The organism is Verrucomicrobium sp. BvORR034 (genome assembly GCF_000739635.1).
Classification (GTDB): Bacteria; Verrucomicrobiota; Verrucomicrobiia; order Verrucomicrobiales; family Verrucomicrobiaceae; genus Verrucomicrobium.
In genome coordinates this window covers 1-17,208 of record NZ_BATQ01000131.1, presented here as the reverse complement: position 1 = coordinate 17,208, position 17,208 = coordinate 1, and the positions used below count along the sequence as shown (strand labels likewise).

Here is a 17,208-nt window from a genome sequence, read left to right as displayed (position 1 = left end):
TCGCCCCCTCAAACGCAAAAAGGCCGCCAGCAGAGCTGACGGCCTTTTGGTCTCGGGGGTTAAAGCGGCTCAGGAAGTTATTTCTTGGTCCACTTCACCGCATTGATGAGGATCTGTTGATAGCCTGGCAGTTCGTGGGTGCGTCCATCGTGACCGATAGTGATGCCGACGATGCGGGCCTTGTCATTCTGGGTGACCCAGACGGCAGGGTGGGGCTTCTTGTACTTGTCGCTGGGGGAGGTTTCCGCCAGGACTTCGATCGGCAGCGTGCCTTCCGGCACGGCTTCCGCATTCATGTAGTAGAGTTCGTCCTCAACTTTGAAGCTAGCCGGTACGCCCGCCATGACGGGGTGATCCTTCTTGAGCGTGTTCACATCGTACGGGTGGATCTTGTCATGGCCTCGGGAGCCACCGCCCACGATCTTCGCGTTGACCTCTGGCCAACGGGGGAAACCATACCAGGTGCCCGGATGGAGCATGATCACGCCCTTGCCTGCCTCCACGTGGTCGAAGAGGGCCTTGCGCCAGGCGGGGGTGTCAAAGAACGTGCGGTTGGTGCTGCTGATCACGACATCCGCGTTCTTGATCTCTGCCGTGGCCTGGGGGCTGTTCTCCGTGTAGTTCACGGAGAAGCCTGCGGCCTTGAGGAACTGGCTGTCATACTCCTCGAACCACTTCCGGAAGTCGTGGGAGGATCCGCCCGCGACGATGAGGACTTTGATTTTGCCGTCCTCCCACTGGATGGGGAGGGGGGCTGGCATCTCGTCTTCGGGCTTCTTGGCAGGAGCAGGGGCTGGGGCGGCTGCGGCAGCAGGCTGGCGCGGGGCGGCATTCAGCTTGGCTCCAGCCTTGCCTTCGACATCGGCGGTGATGGCCACAATCACAGGGGTGACCCCGTTGTTGTAGCTTTCCAGCTCGACCTTCGAGATCACGGAGGCCTTGGAGATGTTCAGGCTGATCAGGCGAAGCTGGCCACGGGACACGACACCCTCCGCGAAAGCGGACTTGGGCACGTCGATTTCACGATTGTAGTCGGCGAATTCCACGCCGTTTTTCATTTCATGAACCTCCGTCTGGCCGTCTGCAAAGGTCACGGTCAGCTTCAGCACTGGCCGCTCATCTTTGATGGCGGGGAAGCCCCAGCCGGCGATGCCGCTCAAGAGGTGCAGCTTCTTGGCCGCCACTCCGACCGGTGCCGCGACCTTCTGGGGGAAGGTGTGGGCGAAGGTCTTGTCACCGCCGCCCTTAAGGGTGACGACGTTCATCCCGGAGGAGGACTTGGCGGGATCCATGATGTAGAAGGGGATGCCGTCCACGGTCACGTTGCCGAACTTGGAAAGGAACACCGTGTCGCCCGTGGCTTCTTCTTTGTTGAAGAGACCGCGACGGGTGTCGGCGGTGTAAGCCTTGGCCAGGTCCACAATGCGGAATTTGGCATCGCTGCCACCGCAGATGAAGGCGAGGAGGTCGCGCATGACTTCCGGTCCGAGCGCCTCAAAGCCTTCTGGCATGAGGGAGCGGCGGGTGTTTTCGCGGTTGGCGATGTTCGCCTTAGGGATCTCCACATCGCCTGTCTGGCTGCGCAAGGTGACGCTGGCGGCGTTTTCACTGGTGATCACGCCGACCAGGGTTTCGCCCTTGGTGGTGGTGATGTTCCACTGCCAGAAGCTGGGGTCCACCTCGCGGTTGGGGTCCACAATGTGCACGAGCAGTTCCGCAGGGCCATGAGCGCCCATGCCGGTGAGCGGTGGGCCGACGTCGCGTGTCCCCACATCACCCAACTTGTGGCAGATGGCGCAGGCGGCTGTGAACATCAGCTTGCCGTTGGCCACGTTGCCGGGCTTCAGCACCTCGGGGGTGAGAGCGGCGATGGCTTCGTTCTTCTGCTTGGTCTGCGGGCTCAGGGTGTCCATCAGGGCGGCAGCCTGCTTGGCCACGGCCTTGTTCGGGTGAGTGCGCAGTCGGGCGACATTGCCGGGACCGAGGTCGGTCACCGTGATCTTGCCATCCTTCACGGAACCGAGGAAGGCGAGCGTGGCTTCCGGACGTTGCAGGATCTGGTCGAAGGCCTGAGTGCGAACGGCACCTTGCAGGGAACTGAAGGTGGACACCAAGGCAGACACATCACCGCTGTTGCCCAGCGCCTCAATGATGGCGGACAGTAGCGGTGCTGGACTGTCACTGGCCGTGAGCACGGGGACGACGGCCTTCCGGCCTTCACCACCGACGCCGATCAACGCTTTGGCGGCATTGATGCGGGACTCCACGGACTGGGCCTTGTCGGCGAGTTGGGTGGAGAACTGGCTGACCAGGGACTTCACGTCATTGGCCAGAGTGCCGGCCTGATCCCACTTCACCACGAGGGGAAGGGTGGAGGAGGCGAGGGCTGGCTGGCTGATCAGCTTCTTCAGTGTGGCGGCCAGTTCAGGAGTAAGGTTGACCTTGAGGTCGCTGGCGGAGCCGATGGATCGAAGTACGACGATCTTGAGGGCGTCGGAGGTCGCCGGGGCCTCAGCGCAGGCGCTTAGAAGTTGGGTGGCGTTCTGCGAGGGCGTGAGCGTGATGCTCTTGCCGTTGAGCTCCACTTTGACTTCGTCTCCCGTCAGTGCCTTGGCCACGAGGGGCTCCACCAGAACTGTGAGCCCTGCGGCGCGTGGATGTTGAAGGGCATCGGCAACGGCGGCCACAGGGTACGAGGAAAGGGCCGCGATCATGGCGGACCGGGTCCAGTCATCGGACGCAGCGAGGAAGTCGGCGATCCCCTTGTCGCAGATGGCCTTGGCGCCACCTTGTTGCGCCAGGAGCTGTTCATACTGCCGCAGGACCTTGCTGCCCATTTGGGGAATGTGGGCCACCTTTTCCAGCGTCTTTGCCTCGGCGCCAGCCGGGGTGCCTTCGGAAATGAGACGCCAGGCGTTCTGCTTCACCTTGGCATTGGGACTGGTATCAAGGACGGTCGTCAAACTCTTGAGATTGGTCGAATCCAGCACGGGTACCTTCAGCTTTTTGGCCTGCTTGTGCTGCACTTTCCAGATGCGGCCGAAGTAGTGGTCGCGGTCCGGACGGACGGCGGCATTGGCTGGGCCATGGAGAGGGCCGCGGGTGTCATTGTGAATGACGGCCTGGTTGTAGAAGTCCACGACATAGAGGGCACCATCGGGGCCCACGCGGTTCTCAATGGGGCGGAACCAGAGGTCCTTGCTGCGGATGAACTCGGTTTCCTCACGGCCCTTTTCCTTCTCAACGGTGTAGCTCACGCCGTCGGGCTTCACGAATTGCTGGTGCACGATGTTGAGCGTGGCCTCGGTGGTGAAGTAGCTGTAGTTCCACTTCTCAGGCCAGGCCCCACCTTCATAGACGGCACAGCCAGCGGCGGCGGTAAAGGAGCCCACCTGGTCGATCTGCACATAGGCCTGCTCCGGCCAGCTCATGAGCGGGAAGGTTTTCTGTCCGGTGATCATGCCTTTCCAAGAGTTGGTTCCAGGAACCTTGCCCTTTGCCAGCACATACTCCGGCAGCACGGTGTGGAAGAAGACGGTGCCGCTGGTGGGCTGGGTCCAGAAGACCTGACCATCCCAGGTGATGTCGAGCCCCCAGGTGTTGCCACCGCGGGAGGAGAACATCTCGATCTCAGAGCCATCCGGCTTGAAGCGCACGACGCCGGAGGCGATGCGCACGGGAGGTTTGGGTGACTTGGCTCCGAGAGAGGTCACGTCGCCGGCGGAGTAGCCATGAGTGGCATAGACCCAGCCATCGAGTCCCCAGCGGAGGTTGTTCATCACGGCATGGGTGTCGCCGTTGCCGAGACCGCTGTAGAGCTTGGTGCGCTTGTCAGCCACGTCGTCGCCGTCGGTGTCCTCAAAATACCAGATGTCCGGGGCGGCGCAGACGATGACGCCCTTCTTGTAGAAGCAGAAGCTAGTGGCCAGCTCGAGCTTGTCGGCAAAGATCTTCTTCTTGTCCATCACGCCGTCGCCATTGGTGTCGGTGAGGATGGAGATCACATCGCGGGGCTCGCGCTGGTCATAACCTTCTTTGGAGATCGAGCCGGACTCTTTCCAGGCATCGGTGTTGGGCACGCGACGACCGTTGGGATATTCTGGGGTTTCGCAGACCCAGAGACGGCCTTTCTCATCCCAGTCGACATTCATCGCCTTGTTGATGAGTGGCTCGGCAGCGACCAGGGAGATCTCAAACTCCGGGTGCACCTCGATGAGGGCTGCGGCCTTGTCTGGCCGGGTGGGGCCGCCTTCCACGTAGCGGAGGCCGTCGCCCAGTTCCTCGGGCTTGCAGAACTCATCTGCATTCTGCCTCTTCCCGGCCCAGGCGATGCCACGCAGCAGGATGGCGCGGTAGTTGGGACGGTTGAAGTTGATGTAGAGGTGGCCGGGAATGCTCACAAAGGAGCGGTAGGCGGTGCGGCCTTCCGGTGCCGTGGTTTCATAGGTCCACATCTGCGGCTGGATGTCGTAGATGGAGACCTTTTTTCCGCCACCTGTTATCTCCTCAGCCCGTTTGGCCGCCTGCGCATTTCGGGCCCCGGCTGGCTTGGGCGTGTAAGCACCGGCAAGGATGCGGGCCTCCGGCAGGATGTCCATGTCATAGTAGATCTCATCGTCCATCGCGAAGTTGGAGCAGTCCTTCGTGATCGGGTTTTCACGATCCGTGAAGTAGAGGTGCATCGGCCCCTCCAGCCACTTCGTGGTGCCCTGACGCCAGGAGCCGCCGATGATGCTCTTGAACCAGTCCGCATCCTGCGAGACCGCCCCTGCGTGCAGGGTCACCAGACCGCCGCCGCGCTTCAGAAACTCCAGGAGATTCTTGCGTTCTTCACCGATCTTGATGTTCCCCGCCTCTTGAGAGTGGAGGATCAGGACGTCGGTGTTGTCGAGCTGTTCCTTGGTCGGGAAGTCCAGCGCGCCATCGGCCTGGATGCCGCGCTCCTTGAGCAGCGGCACCCAGTCCTTCAAGAACTGGGGATAGTCATGGGCCCCCGGGGCGTGGGATTTCTGTCCCGCCCGGATGAAGACCCGCAAAGGGGCTTCCGCCGCGGCGAGCATGCTGCACGGCAGCACGGCGCATAGGGTGAGGAGGATGAGTGCTTTCATAATAAACAATGAGAATGAGAGAAAACCGCTAACTGACGCTAACAGGCGCTGACAATTTCCAACACGGGCTTTAGAGGGGCTCAAGAGTTGCCGCTGATCCGTGGACGAGCGCGAGATGCGAAATCTGTGATGACCATCCGCTTCCATTCGACTCCCTCGACTGGAGCAAAGTTCAGGAGATAGCCCACGGATTTGCGGGCAATACGCATGTAGTTGATCAACTGGGCTTCGTGCTCTGGGATGATCTCGCTGGTGGCCTTGAGTTCCACGACGATGCCATCGTGAACATAAAGATCAGGAATGTACCGCTTGCGCAGTTCACTGCCTTTGTAGAAGACGGCCAGTTCAGGTCGGCGAGCAAAAGGAATGCCGCGACGGCTCAGCTCCAACTCCAGGCATTCCTGGTAAACTTCCTCCAGAAGACCTCCACCGATGGTTCGATGAACCTCGATGGCTGCACCTACCAAGGCGTACCCTTCCTGTGAGAAGGGTTTGTCCGGGTTTGGATGTAGATCCGGGAAGCTGTTAGCGTTCATGAGCGTCCGTTAGCGGTTGCCTTTCGGGGAGCGTCTTTTTACTGGTTGAACGGCACCTTTTTGAACTCTTTGGTCAGGTTCGTCAGGCTTTCTTCCACGCCCATGCGCTCCAGGCTGCTGGCACCGACGAAGCCGTGGGCGGTGGTTTTGCCGAGGATGAACTCCACGTCCTTGGGTGTGTTGATGGGGCCGCCATGGGTCAGGAAGAAGATGTCCTTCCGCACCTGGCTGGCGGCATCGATGATTTCCTGGGTGCGGGCCACGGTGTGGTCCCAGGAGACAACGGCGCTGGTGACTCCGATGCTGCCACCAACAGTGGTGCCGACGTGGGCGATGATGCAATCCGCCCCCTGCTTGGCCATCTCCACGGCTTCCTCCGGGGTGGCCACGTAGACGATGCTGAAGAGGTCCATGCGACGGGCGAGACCGATCATCTCGAACTCCTTCTTCACACTCATGCCGGTCTCTTCCAGCACCTGGCGGAAGTGACCGTCCACGATGGTGTGGGTGGGGAAGTTGTTCACGCCGGAGAAGCCCATGTCCTTGACCTTGCCCAGCCAGTGCCACATACGGCGGCGGGGATCGCTGGCATGCACCCCGCAGACCACGGGGATCTCATTCACCACGGGGAGCACTTCGTACTCGCCGATCTCCATGGCGATCTCGTTGGCATCACCGTAGGCCATGAGACCGCAGGTGGAGCCATGCCCCATCATGCGGAAGCGGCCGCTGTTGTAGATGATGATCATGTCCGCCCCGCCGCGCTCAATGAACTTGGCGCTGATCCCGGTGCCGGCACCGGCGACGATGAGAGGCTCGCCGCGCTTCAGAGTGGCATTGAAGCGATCGACGACTTCTTGGCGGGTGTAGGGATTACCGATTCCGGTCCAGGGATTGGGCATGAGTTTGGAATTGCTGATTTTTGGTTTTGGTTTGCGGATTGGCGTTGCGACGGAACCCATTCACGCGCTTCATGTCTTTTGGACCGAATCGCAGGCGTGGATCGACGCGGATTTAGCATCTCAGAAACCAACGCCTCCTGCCCGCTTTTTTCACTTACCGTCGCATGAGCAAGACGCACCAAGACCTATCCGAAACCCACATCCTGGGGGAGGCGACCACGCAAAAGGTGGTGCGGGTGGACGTGCGAGACCGGCGGGAATGGCTGGCTAAAGCCCCTGCCTGTAGCGCCTTGGCCCAGCATCGGATCGCTCACCTCGGCATCTGCGAAGCCCAGTCTCCCTACAACATCGTGCGGATGAAGCAGAGCGGCACCTACTTCATGGCCTGCTACGGTGGGGAGGGGCGGATCCTCGTGGACGGACGCTGGCAGAGATGCCGGGCGGGCATGGCCTGCCTCCTGCCTCCCCATCTGCTCAACGCCTTTCATGCGGTGCCCAGCAAGCCCTGGAACTTTGTCTGGGTGCGCTACCAGGCGGTGCCGGAGCAGAGGCCCCTGGTTTCGGCCAGTTCGCCGGTGTTGGCCAAATTTGACCCCGAGCCCTTGCGGCTGGCGATGCTGGGGCTGCATGCGGAGTGCGTGCGCTCACAGGCTGAGTCCACCGGCGACAAGGTTCCTTCTTCCGCTCCGCCGACCCCGGCCCCGGTGGCCATGCACCACTGGGTGGAGCTCGTACAGACCTATGTGCTGAGATTTGCCCAACCCTGGCAGATGGATGACCGCCTCTCCCGACTCTGGGAGAAGATCGCCCACCGGCTGGGAGAACCGTGGACGCTGAGCCAACTGGCCCAAGAGGTGCACATGAGCGAAGAGCATCTCCGGAGACTCACCACGCAGCAACTGGGCCGGTCGCCCATGCGCCAGCTCACCTATCTGCGCATGCGGCATGCCGCAGAGCTGCTGTCCAGCACGGAGGACAAGATTGAGTCCATCGCCCTTGCGGTGGGCTATCACAATGCGTTTGTGTTTTCCACCACCTTCAAGAAATGGACGGGGTGGCGGCCCAGCGAGCATCGGGCCCGCACTCACCGTGCGTAGTCTCTGTTTTATTCCTGCTTATTCTATTCATTGAGTTCATGTCCACGCCCAAGACGATTTTCACCTGGATCATGTGGTTGCTGCTGGCCGCGCTGGTGGCATTGGCAGGATGGATCTTCTGGGCGGTGGGGAAGGTGGAGAATGCCAAGCGGGAAGGGCTGAAACCTGGGGTGGCACCCGCGACACCAGCCGCTGCTGGGCAGGCCGCAAACGCGCCCCCCTAGCCGGGGTGCTGTGTCCCTCGATCGATTTCTTGTCCAAAAGAGGGAGTCGTGGCCTTACCCTGTCATGACGTTCCAACGTTCCCTCCTCACACTTACCCTAACGGCGCTTTGCGGCGTGCCTCTGGCGGCGCAGGCGGAAAAGGAAAAGCCCAAGGTAAAAACCAAGGGCGAAGCGAAAGCTGAAGCCAAGACCGAGACTTACGACATCGTCGTCTATGGCGGCACCTCCGGTGGCATCACGGCTGGCATCCAGGCGGTCCACATGGGGAAGACTGTGGTGATCATCGAGCCAACCAAGTTCCTTGGTGGCCTGACCACTGGCGGACTGGGGGCTACGGACATCGGGAACAAGAAGGCCATCGGCGGCATGTCCCGGGAGTTCTACCACCGTGTGTGGCAGCACTATCAGCGTGACCAGTCCTGGGTGCAGCAGAAACGTGAGGAGTATGCTGCCAAGCGTCACGGCGGGAACACGCCCAACGAAGAGACGATGTGGACCTTCGAGCCGCACGTGGCTACGAAGATCTACGACGAGATGATTGCCGAAGCCAAGGTGCCGGTGGTCTATGGCGAGCGCCTGGACCTCAAGAACGGGGTCAAGAAAGATGGAACTCGTATCACGGAAATCGTCATGGAGTCGGGCCGCACGTTCGCAGGCAAGATGTTCATCGACGCCACCTATGAAGGTGACCTCTTCGCGAAGGCAGGTGTCTCGTACCATGTGGGACGCGAGGCCAACGCCAAGTACGATGAAAAACTCAACGGCGTGCAGACCGGCCATGCCCGCAGCCACCAGTTCATCAAGGACGTGGATCCCTACGTGATACCAGGCGATCCGAAGAGCGGGGTGCTGCCCGGCGTCCAGAAGGAAGCTCCTGGCGAAGAATTCGCCGGCGACCACCGGGTTCAGGCCTACAACTTCCGCATGTGCACCACCGATGTGCCGGAGAACCGTCTTCCCTGGCCCAAACCGGCCAACTACGATGAGAAAAACTTTGAACTGGCTCTGCGCAACGTGGAGGCCGGGGATGGGCGTCTTTCCTGGAATCCGGTCTGGATGCCCAATCGCAAGACGGACACGAACAACAACTTCGCCATCAGCACGGACAACATCGGCATGAACTACGACTATCCGGATGGTGACTATGCCACCCGGGATCGGATCATTCAGCAGCATCGTGACTACCAACTGGGCCTCATGTGGACCTATGCCAACCACCCGCGTGTGCCGGAGAAGATTCGTGAGCACTTCACCAAGCTAGGGCTGGCCAAGGATGAGTTCGCCGACAGCGGCCACTTTCCACGCCAGATGTATGTGCGTGAGGCCCGCCGTCTGGTGTCCGACTACGTGATGACGGAGAAGAACTGCCGCCGTCTTGAGATCGTGCCAGACTCCGTGGGCATGGGGGCCTACAACATGGACTCCCACCATGTGCAGCGCTATATCACGAAGGAAGGTTTCGTCCGCAATGAAGGCGACGTGCAGGTGGGCAGCCGCCCTTATCCGATCAGCTACCGCTCCATCGTGCCCAAGGCATCGGAGTGCACGAACGTGCTCGTGCCGGTGTGCCTGAGCTCCTCCCACATTGCCTTTGGTTCCATCCGCATGGAGCCGGTGTTCATGGTGCTGGGGCAGAGCGCCGCCACGGCCGCTTCCCTGGCCATCGATGCCAAGGTGGATCTGCAGAAGCTGGATTATGCGACACTGAAGGCCAAGCTGGATGCCGACAAGCAGGTGCTGGACTTTGAATCGCCAGCCAAGCCGATGATTGAGGCTCTCGACAAGGCCAAGCTCGGTGGCGTGGTGGTGGACGATGTTGACGCGGTGCTGACCGGCTTTGAGTCGCATGGTGCCAGTGCTGCCCCGTTCATCGGTGCTGGCTACGCCCACGATGGCAATGCAGAAAAAGGCCATCAGAAGGCGGTGTTCCGTACCCAGCTCAAGGAAGCGGGCCAGTATGAAGTGCGTCTGGCTTACCAGGCCCTGGCCAACCGTGCCAGCAATGTTCCTGTTACCATCCGCAGCGCGGAAGGTGTCAAGACCGTGAAGGTGAACCAGAAGGAGAAGGCCCCCATCGACGGCGTGCTCTATCCTCTGGGAACCTTCAAGTTTGAAGCGGGTCAGGACGCAGTCGTGGAAGTGTCCAACGAAGGCACGGATGGCCACGTGATCGTGGACGCAGTGCAGTGGATCAAGAAGTAACAGGGAGATCAGCTTTTCCCAGCTTTGATGGCCGCTTGGTGATCCCAAGCGGCCTTTTCTTTTGGCCGCATGTCCTTGTCGACTCGGGGTGGCCCATTTTCAAATGAACGAAGACGGTGAAAGCTACACATCACATGTTGATCGTGACTATGCCCAATGGCATAGGAGTACCTACCACCTTGTTCAGGTTATCCGGCAGGTGGTCAAGCCCCCTCCTTGCCAATGAACGCTCATTTTGCCACGACACGGTGGTCTCTCGTGCGTAGCGCTTCGCTTTCCCCGGAACCCCGCCGGGAAGCATTAAGCGAGCTCTACACGCTCTACTGGCGGCCTATATGCGATTATTTGCGACGGATGGGTATTTCTGAATCCGAGGTGGAAGATGTGGCCCAGGATTTTTTTATTGGTTTCTTCGAGAGCCAGTCGCTGGATCGCGCAGACAGCGAGCATGGCCGCTTTCGTGCCTATCTTGTGGGGGCGCTGCGTCATCATGTGCAAAAGCTGCGGCGCAAGGCCAGCGCGCAAAAGCGTGGGGGTGGCAATGTGGCGCTGCCTCTCGATGCGCTGGATCAGTCGGCCCCGCATGAGGCAGATCATGCAAGGTTGTTTGATCTGGAATGGGCTCAAACCATGATGGCACACAGCATGGCCCGGCTGGAAAGTGAGACGAGTGAGCAAGGCATGGATGCAGCGCAGACTTCCGCATTGATTCATGGCGATGCGACCATTCCTCAGCGGGAAATTGCGGCGCGACTCGGCATCAGCGTTACGGCCATGAAGACCCGTGTGTTTCGCTTGCGGCGGCGCTTCCGGGAGATCCTGCGCGAGGAAGTGAGCCGGACTGTGGCCAATGCTGTCGAACTTGAGGGCGAGATGGCCTATCTGTCGGAGATACTCGGGGGGCCGGTTGCATGAGCGGGGCGCCGCCGATGTCCGGGCAGGTTTGTGAGCACTGTGGGGTGCCCCTTGTTTCCGCGGAAGGTCATGCCTTTTGTGCGGCCTGCATTCTCAGATCCACCAGTTTGGCTGGCCTCGACCGTATCGGCCCCTACATCATCGATTCGCCATTGGGGGAGGGCGGCATGGGCGAAGTGTTTCTGGCCTTTCACGAAGCCACGGGCCGTGCCGTGGCTCTGAAGGTGCCAGCGGTCGGGGGAGGCTCTCAACGCGCGTCGCTGCTGAAGCGTTTTGCCCAGGAAGCGCGGATGTTGTCGTTACTGGACCACCCCGGCATCCTGCCCATCTATGAGGTGGGTGAGTTCCAAGACCGGCCGTGGTTTGCCATGAAACTGGCCGAAGGAGGCACTCTGGCCGACCGCCTGCAGGAGACAGGGGCTCAACCGCCACGCAAGGCGGCGGAGATGCTCGCCACCGTTGCCTCGGCCGTGCAGTACGCGCACGATCACGGCATCCTGCATCGTGACCTGAAGCCGCACAACATTCTGCTCGATGAGAAAGGCCAACCGATGCTGGGGGACTTTGGCCTGGCCAGGCCCGCCAGAGCCAGTGCGGAGCTAAGCCACACCCTTGCCGTTCTGGGAACACCGGGCTACGCGGCTCCGGAGGTGTCACAAGGTCGGACTCCCTCCCCGGCGGCTGATATTTTCTCCTTGGGTGCCATTCTCTATCACCTGCTAGCCGGGCGCCCGCCGTTCAAGGGAGACAGTGTCACCCAGGTACTTGAACTCGTTGCCCATGGCAGGGCCGTGCCGCTCACGCACTACGGTGTGCCGCTGGATCTATGGCGCATCTGCCGCAAGTCCCTGGAGCCTGAGTTGGAGGATCGCTATGCGTCCGCCGCCGCGCTGGAACGAGACCTCCGGGCTTGGCTGGATGGGCGTGGTGTGAGCGTGCGTCCTTTATCACCCCTGGTCCGCCTCAGCCGGCTCATCCGGCGCAACCCTCTGGTGACAGCGCTCATTCTCACCACTGCTTTTGCCATCATTGCATCGCTGGGCTCCATGCTCATCTCAATGAAGCGCGTTCAACAGGCTGACACGGTTCAACTTCAGGCGGACCAGCAAGTGAGCGCTGAACACCGCCATCTGGAGCGGCTTGGCCATGTGCGGCTTTTGCTCGACTCTCATCGGGCAGGCCACCGCCGCGAAGCGTTGGACCTGTTGCAAGCGGAATGGACATTTCGTCCCAGTGAGTTGCTGCGCAGCCTCGCAATCCGCGCCCTGGCGCATGGCGATTTTGTCACTGAGGGACCCCTTAACGAAAAGACTGGCATCTTTGCCAAGCCTCAGCGCCACAGGCGTGCATTCGCACCCGCAAGCGGGCGCAGCGCCACTGTCGGTGGTTCTCATGATCGCGAACTGCGCATTATGGATCGATCTGGCGGGACTGAAGCTGTGTTCCAACTCGAAGACAGCGTTACGGCTTTGCAGTGGAATCAGGCTGGCAACGAGCTCGCCGTGGGTTGCCTGGCTAAGAACACCTATCTCTGGAAGGTTGGCGATGCTAGTGCGGTGTCGCATGTTCACGGACGGGAGAGCGCAGCGATCGCTTTCGCCTGGCATTCTGACCAACGACTCATTGCCTGTCAGACGGAGGAGGGAGCCTTGCATCTTTGGGATCTGGAGCGCCGCGAGGATCTTGTCATGCAGCGCTGCGGTGTTCCTGTGAACCATCCTCCGCGGTGGGATGCTGCCGGCGCCCAGATCCTTTGGTCTGATGTGGACAACAATCCCTGCCGTATCGCGGTCATCCTTCCAGCCGGCGTCCGCATGCTTCGACCCGTTGGTGCTGAGGGGCATCGCGAGTCCTTCTGCACACTGGATCTGGATGCCAGGCTCGGGCGTGTTACATGGGTGACCGACGAAGGGGCGCGGTTGTGGGACCTTAAGACCGGCGCTCATCGGCTGGTCATTGCGAAGTACGGCACGGAATGGATGGGAGCCCGCTTTCTCTCCGACGGCCTCCAGTCGTGTGGCTGGTCCTCTGGTTTAAGAAGTCTTGATGGCGTGGCATTGAGTGCCGGACGACATCTGGCAGCGGAAGGTGGGCAGGCACCTTATGTGGGTGCCGTGCTTCTGGATGCGGCGGCGGAGCCTCCAGGTTGGCTCGCATTGCTGGAGCGTCCTGCCAACCGCTTCTTGCTCACCCATCCCAACACCACACGGCCAGTGAAGGTCCTGGCGCAAAAAGATCCCTTTTCCATTGCTCTCACACCGGATGCCCGGCTCGCCGCGACCAGCAGTTTTCAAGAGCGGAGCATACAGCTGTGGTCTCTGTCATCCACTTCTCCACCACGTCATCTGCCTGTTCAGGAGGCCGGGTGCAACCTGGCCTTCGCACCTGATGGCCTCACACTCGCCGTCGTCGGTCGTCATCTTGTCACCTTGTGGAATACGTCCAGTGGGCAATGTGTTCTTACTCTTGCAGCCACTGACCCCTTCCACATGGCCACCTGGTCGCCTGATGGCAGGTTGCTTGCCGTGCAAACGGCCACTCGTACACGCTTGCATCGTGTTCACGATGGGGCGGTGATCGCCGAGCTTCCCAACCCGTCCCTGGAGCCGGGCAGCCGTCCTGTTGCGCTCGCTTTTGACAAACAGGAATCGTTGCTGGGTGAGCAACGTGAAGATGGTTCCGTTATCCTCTGGAACCTCAACACGATCCAACGCGAGCTCCTCCTGCTTGGCATGGACTGGCCGGTGAATGAAGGCAGGTAACGGAGGGGGCGCTGGCTCCAGCCATGCTTTCCGCAGTACTTCATCTCACATCTTCTTCGGCAGCTTCATGAAGGAACGAGTGATGGCATCCCGCAGACGGTCACCGCCAGCGAGCTTGCCAATCCCAATCATCACCTTCGCCGCAAGAGGTGCGAGGTAACCACTCTTCGGACGGCGCGCCGTGATCGCTTCCTCAATCACATCGGCGATCACAGAAGGATCGGCGGCCATCTTCTCAAGACTCGGTCCGGTGAACAGGGAGTGCATCACACGCACAGCGCGGGCGTAGGGACCGTTGCCAGAAACAGCCAGCAGGCTGTCGGCGGCGATGCCGCTCCACTCGGTCTTGATGGCACCCGGACGAATGAGAATGGCGTCCACATCGAAAGGGGCCAGTTCCTGTCGCAAAGAAGAGGTGAGGCCTTCCACGGCAAACTTTGTGGCATGGTACCAACCACCGTAGGGGGCTGCCTGCAGACCGCCAATGGAGGTGACGTTGAGAATCTTTCCCCACCGTTGCCCGCGCATGTGGGGAATGACCAGTTGCGTAAGCCTTGCGAGGCCAAACAGGTTCACCTCGACCTGACGACGTGCGTCGGCCAGTGGCACCTCCTCAATGGAGCCATAGGAGCCGTAGCCTGCGTTGTTGACCAGGATGTCAATACCGCCGGCTTCTGCGGCAATCTGCTCCACACAGCTCTTGATGGAGGTTTCATCGGTGACATCCAGATTGATCACGCGGATGCCGTGTTGTTTGAGCGGCTCCATCTTCTCCACCCGCCGCGCCGCCGCGTAAGTGGTGATCCCCAGGGATGCCAGGCGCAGGGCCGTGGCCTCGCCGATGCCGGACGATGCGCCAGTGACGAGCGCGGTGCGTTGATTGAGTGGTTTGTTCATGGATTTAGATTATATCTTGTGATGGTTTAGAGTGTCTAGTCAGTCAGTTCTTGGAACCGACTTGGAGTAAGAAGGATAGGGGCGATCAGCGGGCGACGCCCCGCCAGTAGACCTCAAATCCCGTGGTGATGTGGGTTTCGAGCGCCTTGCCCTTGAGACTGCGAGCCAGGGCATCGGCAATGCAAACGGTGATCAGCGCCCCCTTCATCTGCTGGATGGAATCGATGCCGAGTCCCGACATGAATTCGCCGCGCTTGACGCCCGCTTCCAGCTGCTTTCTGACCGGACGGAAGATACTCTCGGACTGCTTGAGTGCTTCTGGCGAGAGGGCGTTGGCATTCATCAGAAGGTTCATCACCTGCTGCTTGAGGGGATTGGCCAATGCCCACACCACAAAACTCTTCCAGATCAAAAAGGAAGCGTCCCGCAGGTTTGCCGCGCGCTGCGCTCCACTTTCGTTGAACAAGTCGATGATCTCGTTCTTGATGTCGAGATACAGTGAATCGACGAGATCCTGCTTGTTGGGGAAATAGTTGAAGAGAGTGCCGTTGGCCACACCCGCAACGGCGGCGATCTTCGCTGTCGGCACAGCGAGGCCATTGGCCGCGAAAAGTTCAAGGGCGGCTCGCATCAGTTGCGAGCGCTTCGGTTGGTCGGTTTTCTCTTTCACCGATGGAAGGTGTCATGAATTGACTAGTCAGTCAAGTTTTAGTTTCGACAGTCTTTTAGATGGCAGCGAGCGGGGGACACAGCTCTCTCCAGAACCAAGGTGCCATTTGGACACGCGCACTACGCTGACACAGGTGGCACATAGGCCTTGCGGGCCATTTTGATTGCTTGGTGGTGACTTTCTGCCCAACTGACCAAAGGTGCGAGATGCTCGATCAGCGAGTGGCCAAGAGGGGTAAGCGTGTATTCCACTTTCGGAGGTACGCTGGGATGCACCTGCCGGGTGACGAAGCCTTCCTGTTCTAGCGTGCGGAGGGTCTGAGCCAGCATGCGTTGCGAAATGTCGCCCACCGCCCGCTTCAGAACGGAGAAGCGCTGTGTTCCCTGGGTGAGATGGAGGAGCACCAGAAGACTCCACCGGTCGCCGATGCGGTCCAGCACATCGCGGATGGGGCAGAGCTCCGCCTGGTCGCTACCGCGTTGCACAGGGGGAAGAGACATTTTCATAGAACCAGATGCTGGGAGGCCTGGGCTGAACTGCGAAGGCGGTTACGCAGACGTAACCAGGTTACAAAAACAACCCCTCTTGCGGAAAATGGCATCTCAGTATTCATTCGTAACCAGGATTCGAAACAGAACCTAATCACAAATCAAACACTATGAAAATCGTATTTTTTGGCGCCGGCGGAACCCTCGGCAGCCGCATTCTGAATGAAGCCCTCTCCCGTGGTCACACGGTGACAGTGGTCGCCCGCAACCCCGAAAAATTCCTCCAGCAATCACGCAACACCGCCACTCCGGCCGAGGACTATGTTCCTGGGCAGCCTGTCGCGATCAACGGCAGCGTGACGGTGATCCAGGGTGATGCGCTCCATCCCGAAAGCATCGCCGCAGCAGCGGTCGGCCACGATGCGGCCATCAGTTCCATCGGTGGCGACCCGGCAGGCTTCAAGCCGACCACTGCCGCGTTGATTGAGGGCCTGACCCAGGCCGGTGTGAAGCGGCTCCTGTGCGTGGGAGGGGCCGGCTCGCTGGAGGTCGCTCCGGGCGTCCAGTTGGTGGATGCCCCCGGCTTCCCTGAAGCCTACAGAGCCACCGCAGAAGCGCATCGCGAAGTACTCGATGCCCTCAAGGCCAACACCTCGCTGGACTGGACTTACGTCAGCCCCGCCGCGGTCATTTTCCCGGGAGAACGGACGGGACAGTTCCGCCTTGGTGGCGACCAGTTGCTGACGGATGAGAAAGGTGAAAGCCGCATCTCTGCCGAGGACTATGCCATCGCCTTCATCAATGAGCTGGAGCAGCCGACGCACCTCCGCCAGAGATTTACTGTGGCCTATTGATCAGAGCGCGTCGGACTCAGGCGGGCCAAAAACAGTGGGCCTCTGCATGAGGAATACAGAGGCCCACGGCTTGGATTGCAGTTGTGAATGTTGCTGTTCCTAGAACCTCCACGTGGCACTGAGGCTCACTCTGTGGTTGGGATCTTCACGTCCCAGTTCTACATTGTAGTAGAGATTGGCATAGAACCGCGGACCCACCTGCAGACCGATCCCTGCTCCCAGGAACAGGGCATCCTTCTCATTGCGTTCCATGTCATAGAGGAAGGCCGGTCCCTGCCCGCCGTTCAGGCTGGCGTTCAACGAACCTCCATCCAGATACTCATGCTGCCAGAACGCGCGCATTTCGGGAATGAGCGTCACCCGATCATTCAGGGCGATGGTGTAGGCAACCCGGGCGCCCAGATAGCTGCGCAGGCTCTCTGAATCGGCATCCGCCAGCCGCAGGTCGAGGCTGTCCGCCCCTCGTTCGCGGAAACTATCCATGCTGACCCTGCTGTACTGCAGGCTGGCCTGGGGGCCAAAGGTCCAGTTGCCCCTGCGGAAGTCATAACC

13 protein-coding genes are annotated in these 17,208 nt (G+C 60.4%); 6 read left to right on the top strand and 7 right to left on the bottom strand.

All coding sequences use genetic code 11. The features are described from left to right. Positions 1-77: 77 nt before the first annotated feature. The 3 genes from BV034_RS21900 to BV034_RS21890 form a co-directional block, all read right to left on the bottom strand. Positions 78-5,108 carry a PVC-type heme-binding CxxCH protein gene (locus tag BV034_RS21900; RefSeq protein ID WP_050029111.1) on the bottom strand — a complete coding sequence of 1,677 codons (5,031 nt, stop codon included), beginning with the start codon at positions 5,106-5,108 and terminating at the stop codon, positions 78-80. An 80-nt stretch (positions 5,109-5,188) separates the two neighbouring features. Then, entirely contained in the window at positions 5,189-5,644 is a 456-nt protein-coding gene (locus BV034_RS21895) for a GxxExxY protein (protein WP_050029110.1), read from the bottom strand. Between the two features lie 38 nt (positions 5,645-5,682). After that, entirely contained in the window at positions 5,683-6,546 is an 864-nt protein-coding gene (locus tag BV034_RS21890; protein WP_050029109.1) for a phosphoenolpyruvate hydrolase family protein, read from the bottom strand. Positions 6,547-6,710: 164 nt separating this feature from the next. On the opposite strand from BV034_RS21890, the gene BV034_RS21885 reads away from it, so the two are divergent. The 5 genes from BV034_RS21885 (at position 6,711) to BV034_RS21865 (ending at position 13,747) form a co-directional block, all read left to right on the top strand. After that, complete coding sequence (locus tag BV034_RS21885; protein ID WP_050029108.1) at positions 6,711-7,643, top strand: AraC family transcriptional regulator; 933 nt, start codon at positions 6,711-6,713, stop codon at positions 7,641-7,643. 38 nt (positions 7,644-7,681) lie between these two features. Next, positions 7,682-7,867: a hypothetical protein gene (locus BV034_RS21880; RefSeq protein WP_050029107.1), complete on the top strand. Its 186-nt coding sequence runs from the start codon at positions 7,682-7,684 to the stop codon at positions 7,865-7,867. Between the two features lie 64 nt (positions 7,868-7,931). Beyond that, positions 7,932-10,070 (top strand): FAD-dependent oxidoreductase, encoded by a 2,139-nt coding sequence (locus BV034_RS21875; protein WP_050029106.1) that lies wholly within the window; start codon positions 7,932-7,934, stop codon positions 10,068-10,070. Between the two features lie 258 nt (positions 10,071-10,328). Then, positions 10,329-10,985 (top strand): sigma-70 family RNA polymerase sigma factor, encoded by a 657-nt coding sequence (locus BV034_RS21870; RefSeq protein ID WP_265593316.1) that lies wholly within the window; start codon positions 10,329-10,331, stop codon positions 10,983-10,985. 107 nt (positions 10,986-11,092) lie between these two features. Beyond that, on the top strand, positions 11,093-13,747 hold the full coding sequence (locus BV034_RS21865; protein WP_265593315.1) for a WD40 repeat domain-containing serine/threonine-protein kinase: 2,655 nt from the start codon (positions 11,093-11,095) through the stop codon (positions 13,745-13,747). Between the two features lie 45 nt (positions 13,748-13,792). On the opposite strand, the gene BV034_RS21860 is transcribed toward BV034_RS21865, so the two are convergent. The 3 genes from BV034_RS21860 to BV034_RS21850 all read right to left on the bottom strand — a co-directional run bounded on the left by BV034_RS21860 (position 13,793) and on the right by BV034_RS21850 (position 15,814). After that, the gene (locus tag BV034_RS21860; RefSeq protein WP_050029103.1) at positions 13,793-14,644 is read right to left on the bottom strand and encodes an oxidoreductase; all 852 of its coding nucleotides are present in this window, start codon (positions 14,642-14,644) and stop codon (positions 13,793-13,795) included. Positions 14,645-14,729: 85 nt separating this feature from the next. Continuing rightward, positions 14,730-15,314 carry a TetR/AcrR family transcriptional regulator gene (locus tag BV034_RS21855; protein WP_050029102.1) on the bottom strand — a complete coding sequence of 195 codons (585 nt, stop codon included), beginning with the start codon at positions 15,312-15,314 and terminating at the stop codon, positions 14,730-14,732. 119 nt (positions 15,315-15,433) lie between these two features. Beyond that, positions 15,434-15,814 carry a helix-turn-helix domain-containing protein gene (locus tag BV034_RS21850; RefSeq protein ID WP_050029101.1) on the bottom strand — a complete coding sequence of 127 codons (381 nt, stop codon included), beginning with the start codon at positions 15,812-15,814 and terminating at the stop codon, positions 15,434-15,436. Between the two features lie 158 nt (positions 15,815-15,972). On the opposite strand from BV034_RS21850, the gene BV034_RS21845 reads away from it, so the two are divergent. Next, entirely contained in the window at positions 15,973-16,656 is a 684-nt protein-coding gene (locus tag BV034_RS21845; RefSeq protein WP_050029100.1) for an NAD(P)-dependent oxidoreductase, read from the top strand. Positions 16,657-16,755: 99 nt separating this feature from the next. Here the strand turns inward: BV034_RS21845 and BV034_RS21840 are convergent. Next, positions 16,756-17,208, bottom strand: a 453-nt coding sequence (locus tag BV034_RS21840) for an autotransporter outer membrane beta-barrel domain-containing protein (RefSeq protein WP_265593314.1), incomplete at its 5' end; no start/stop codon positions are given.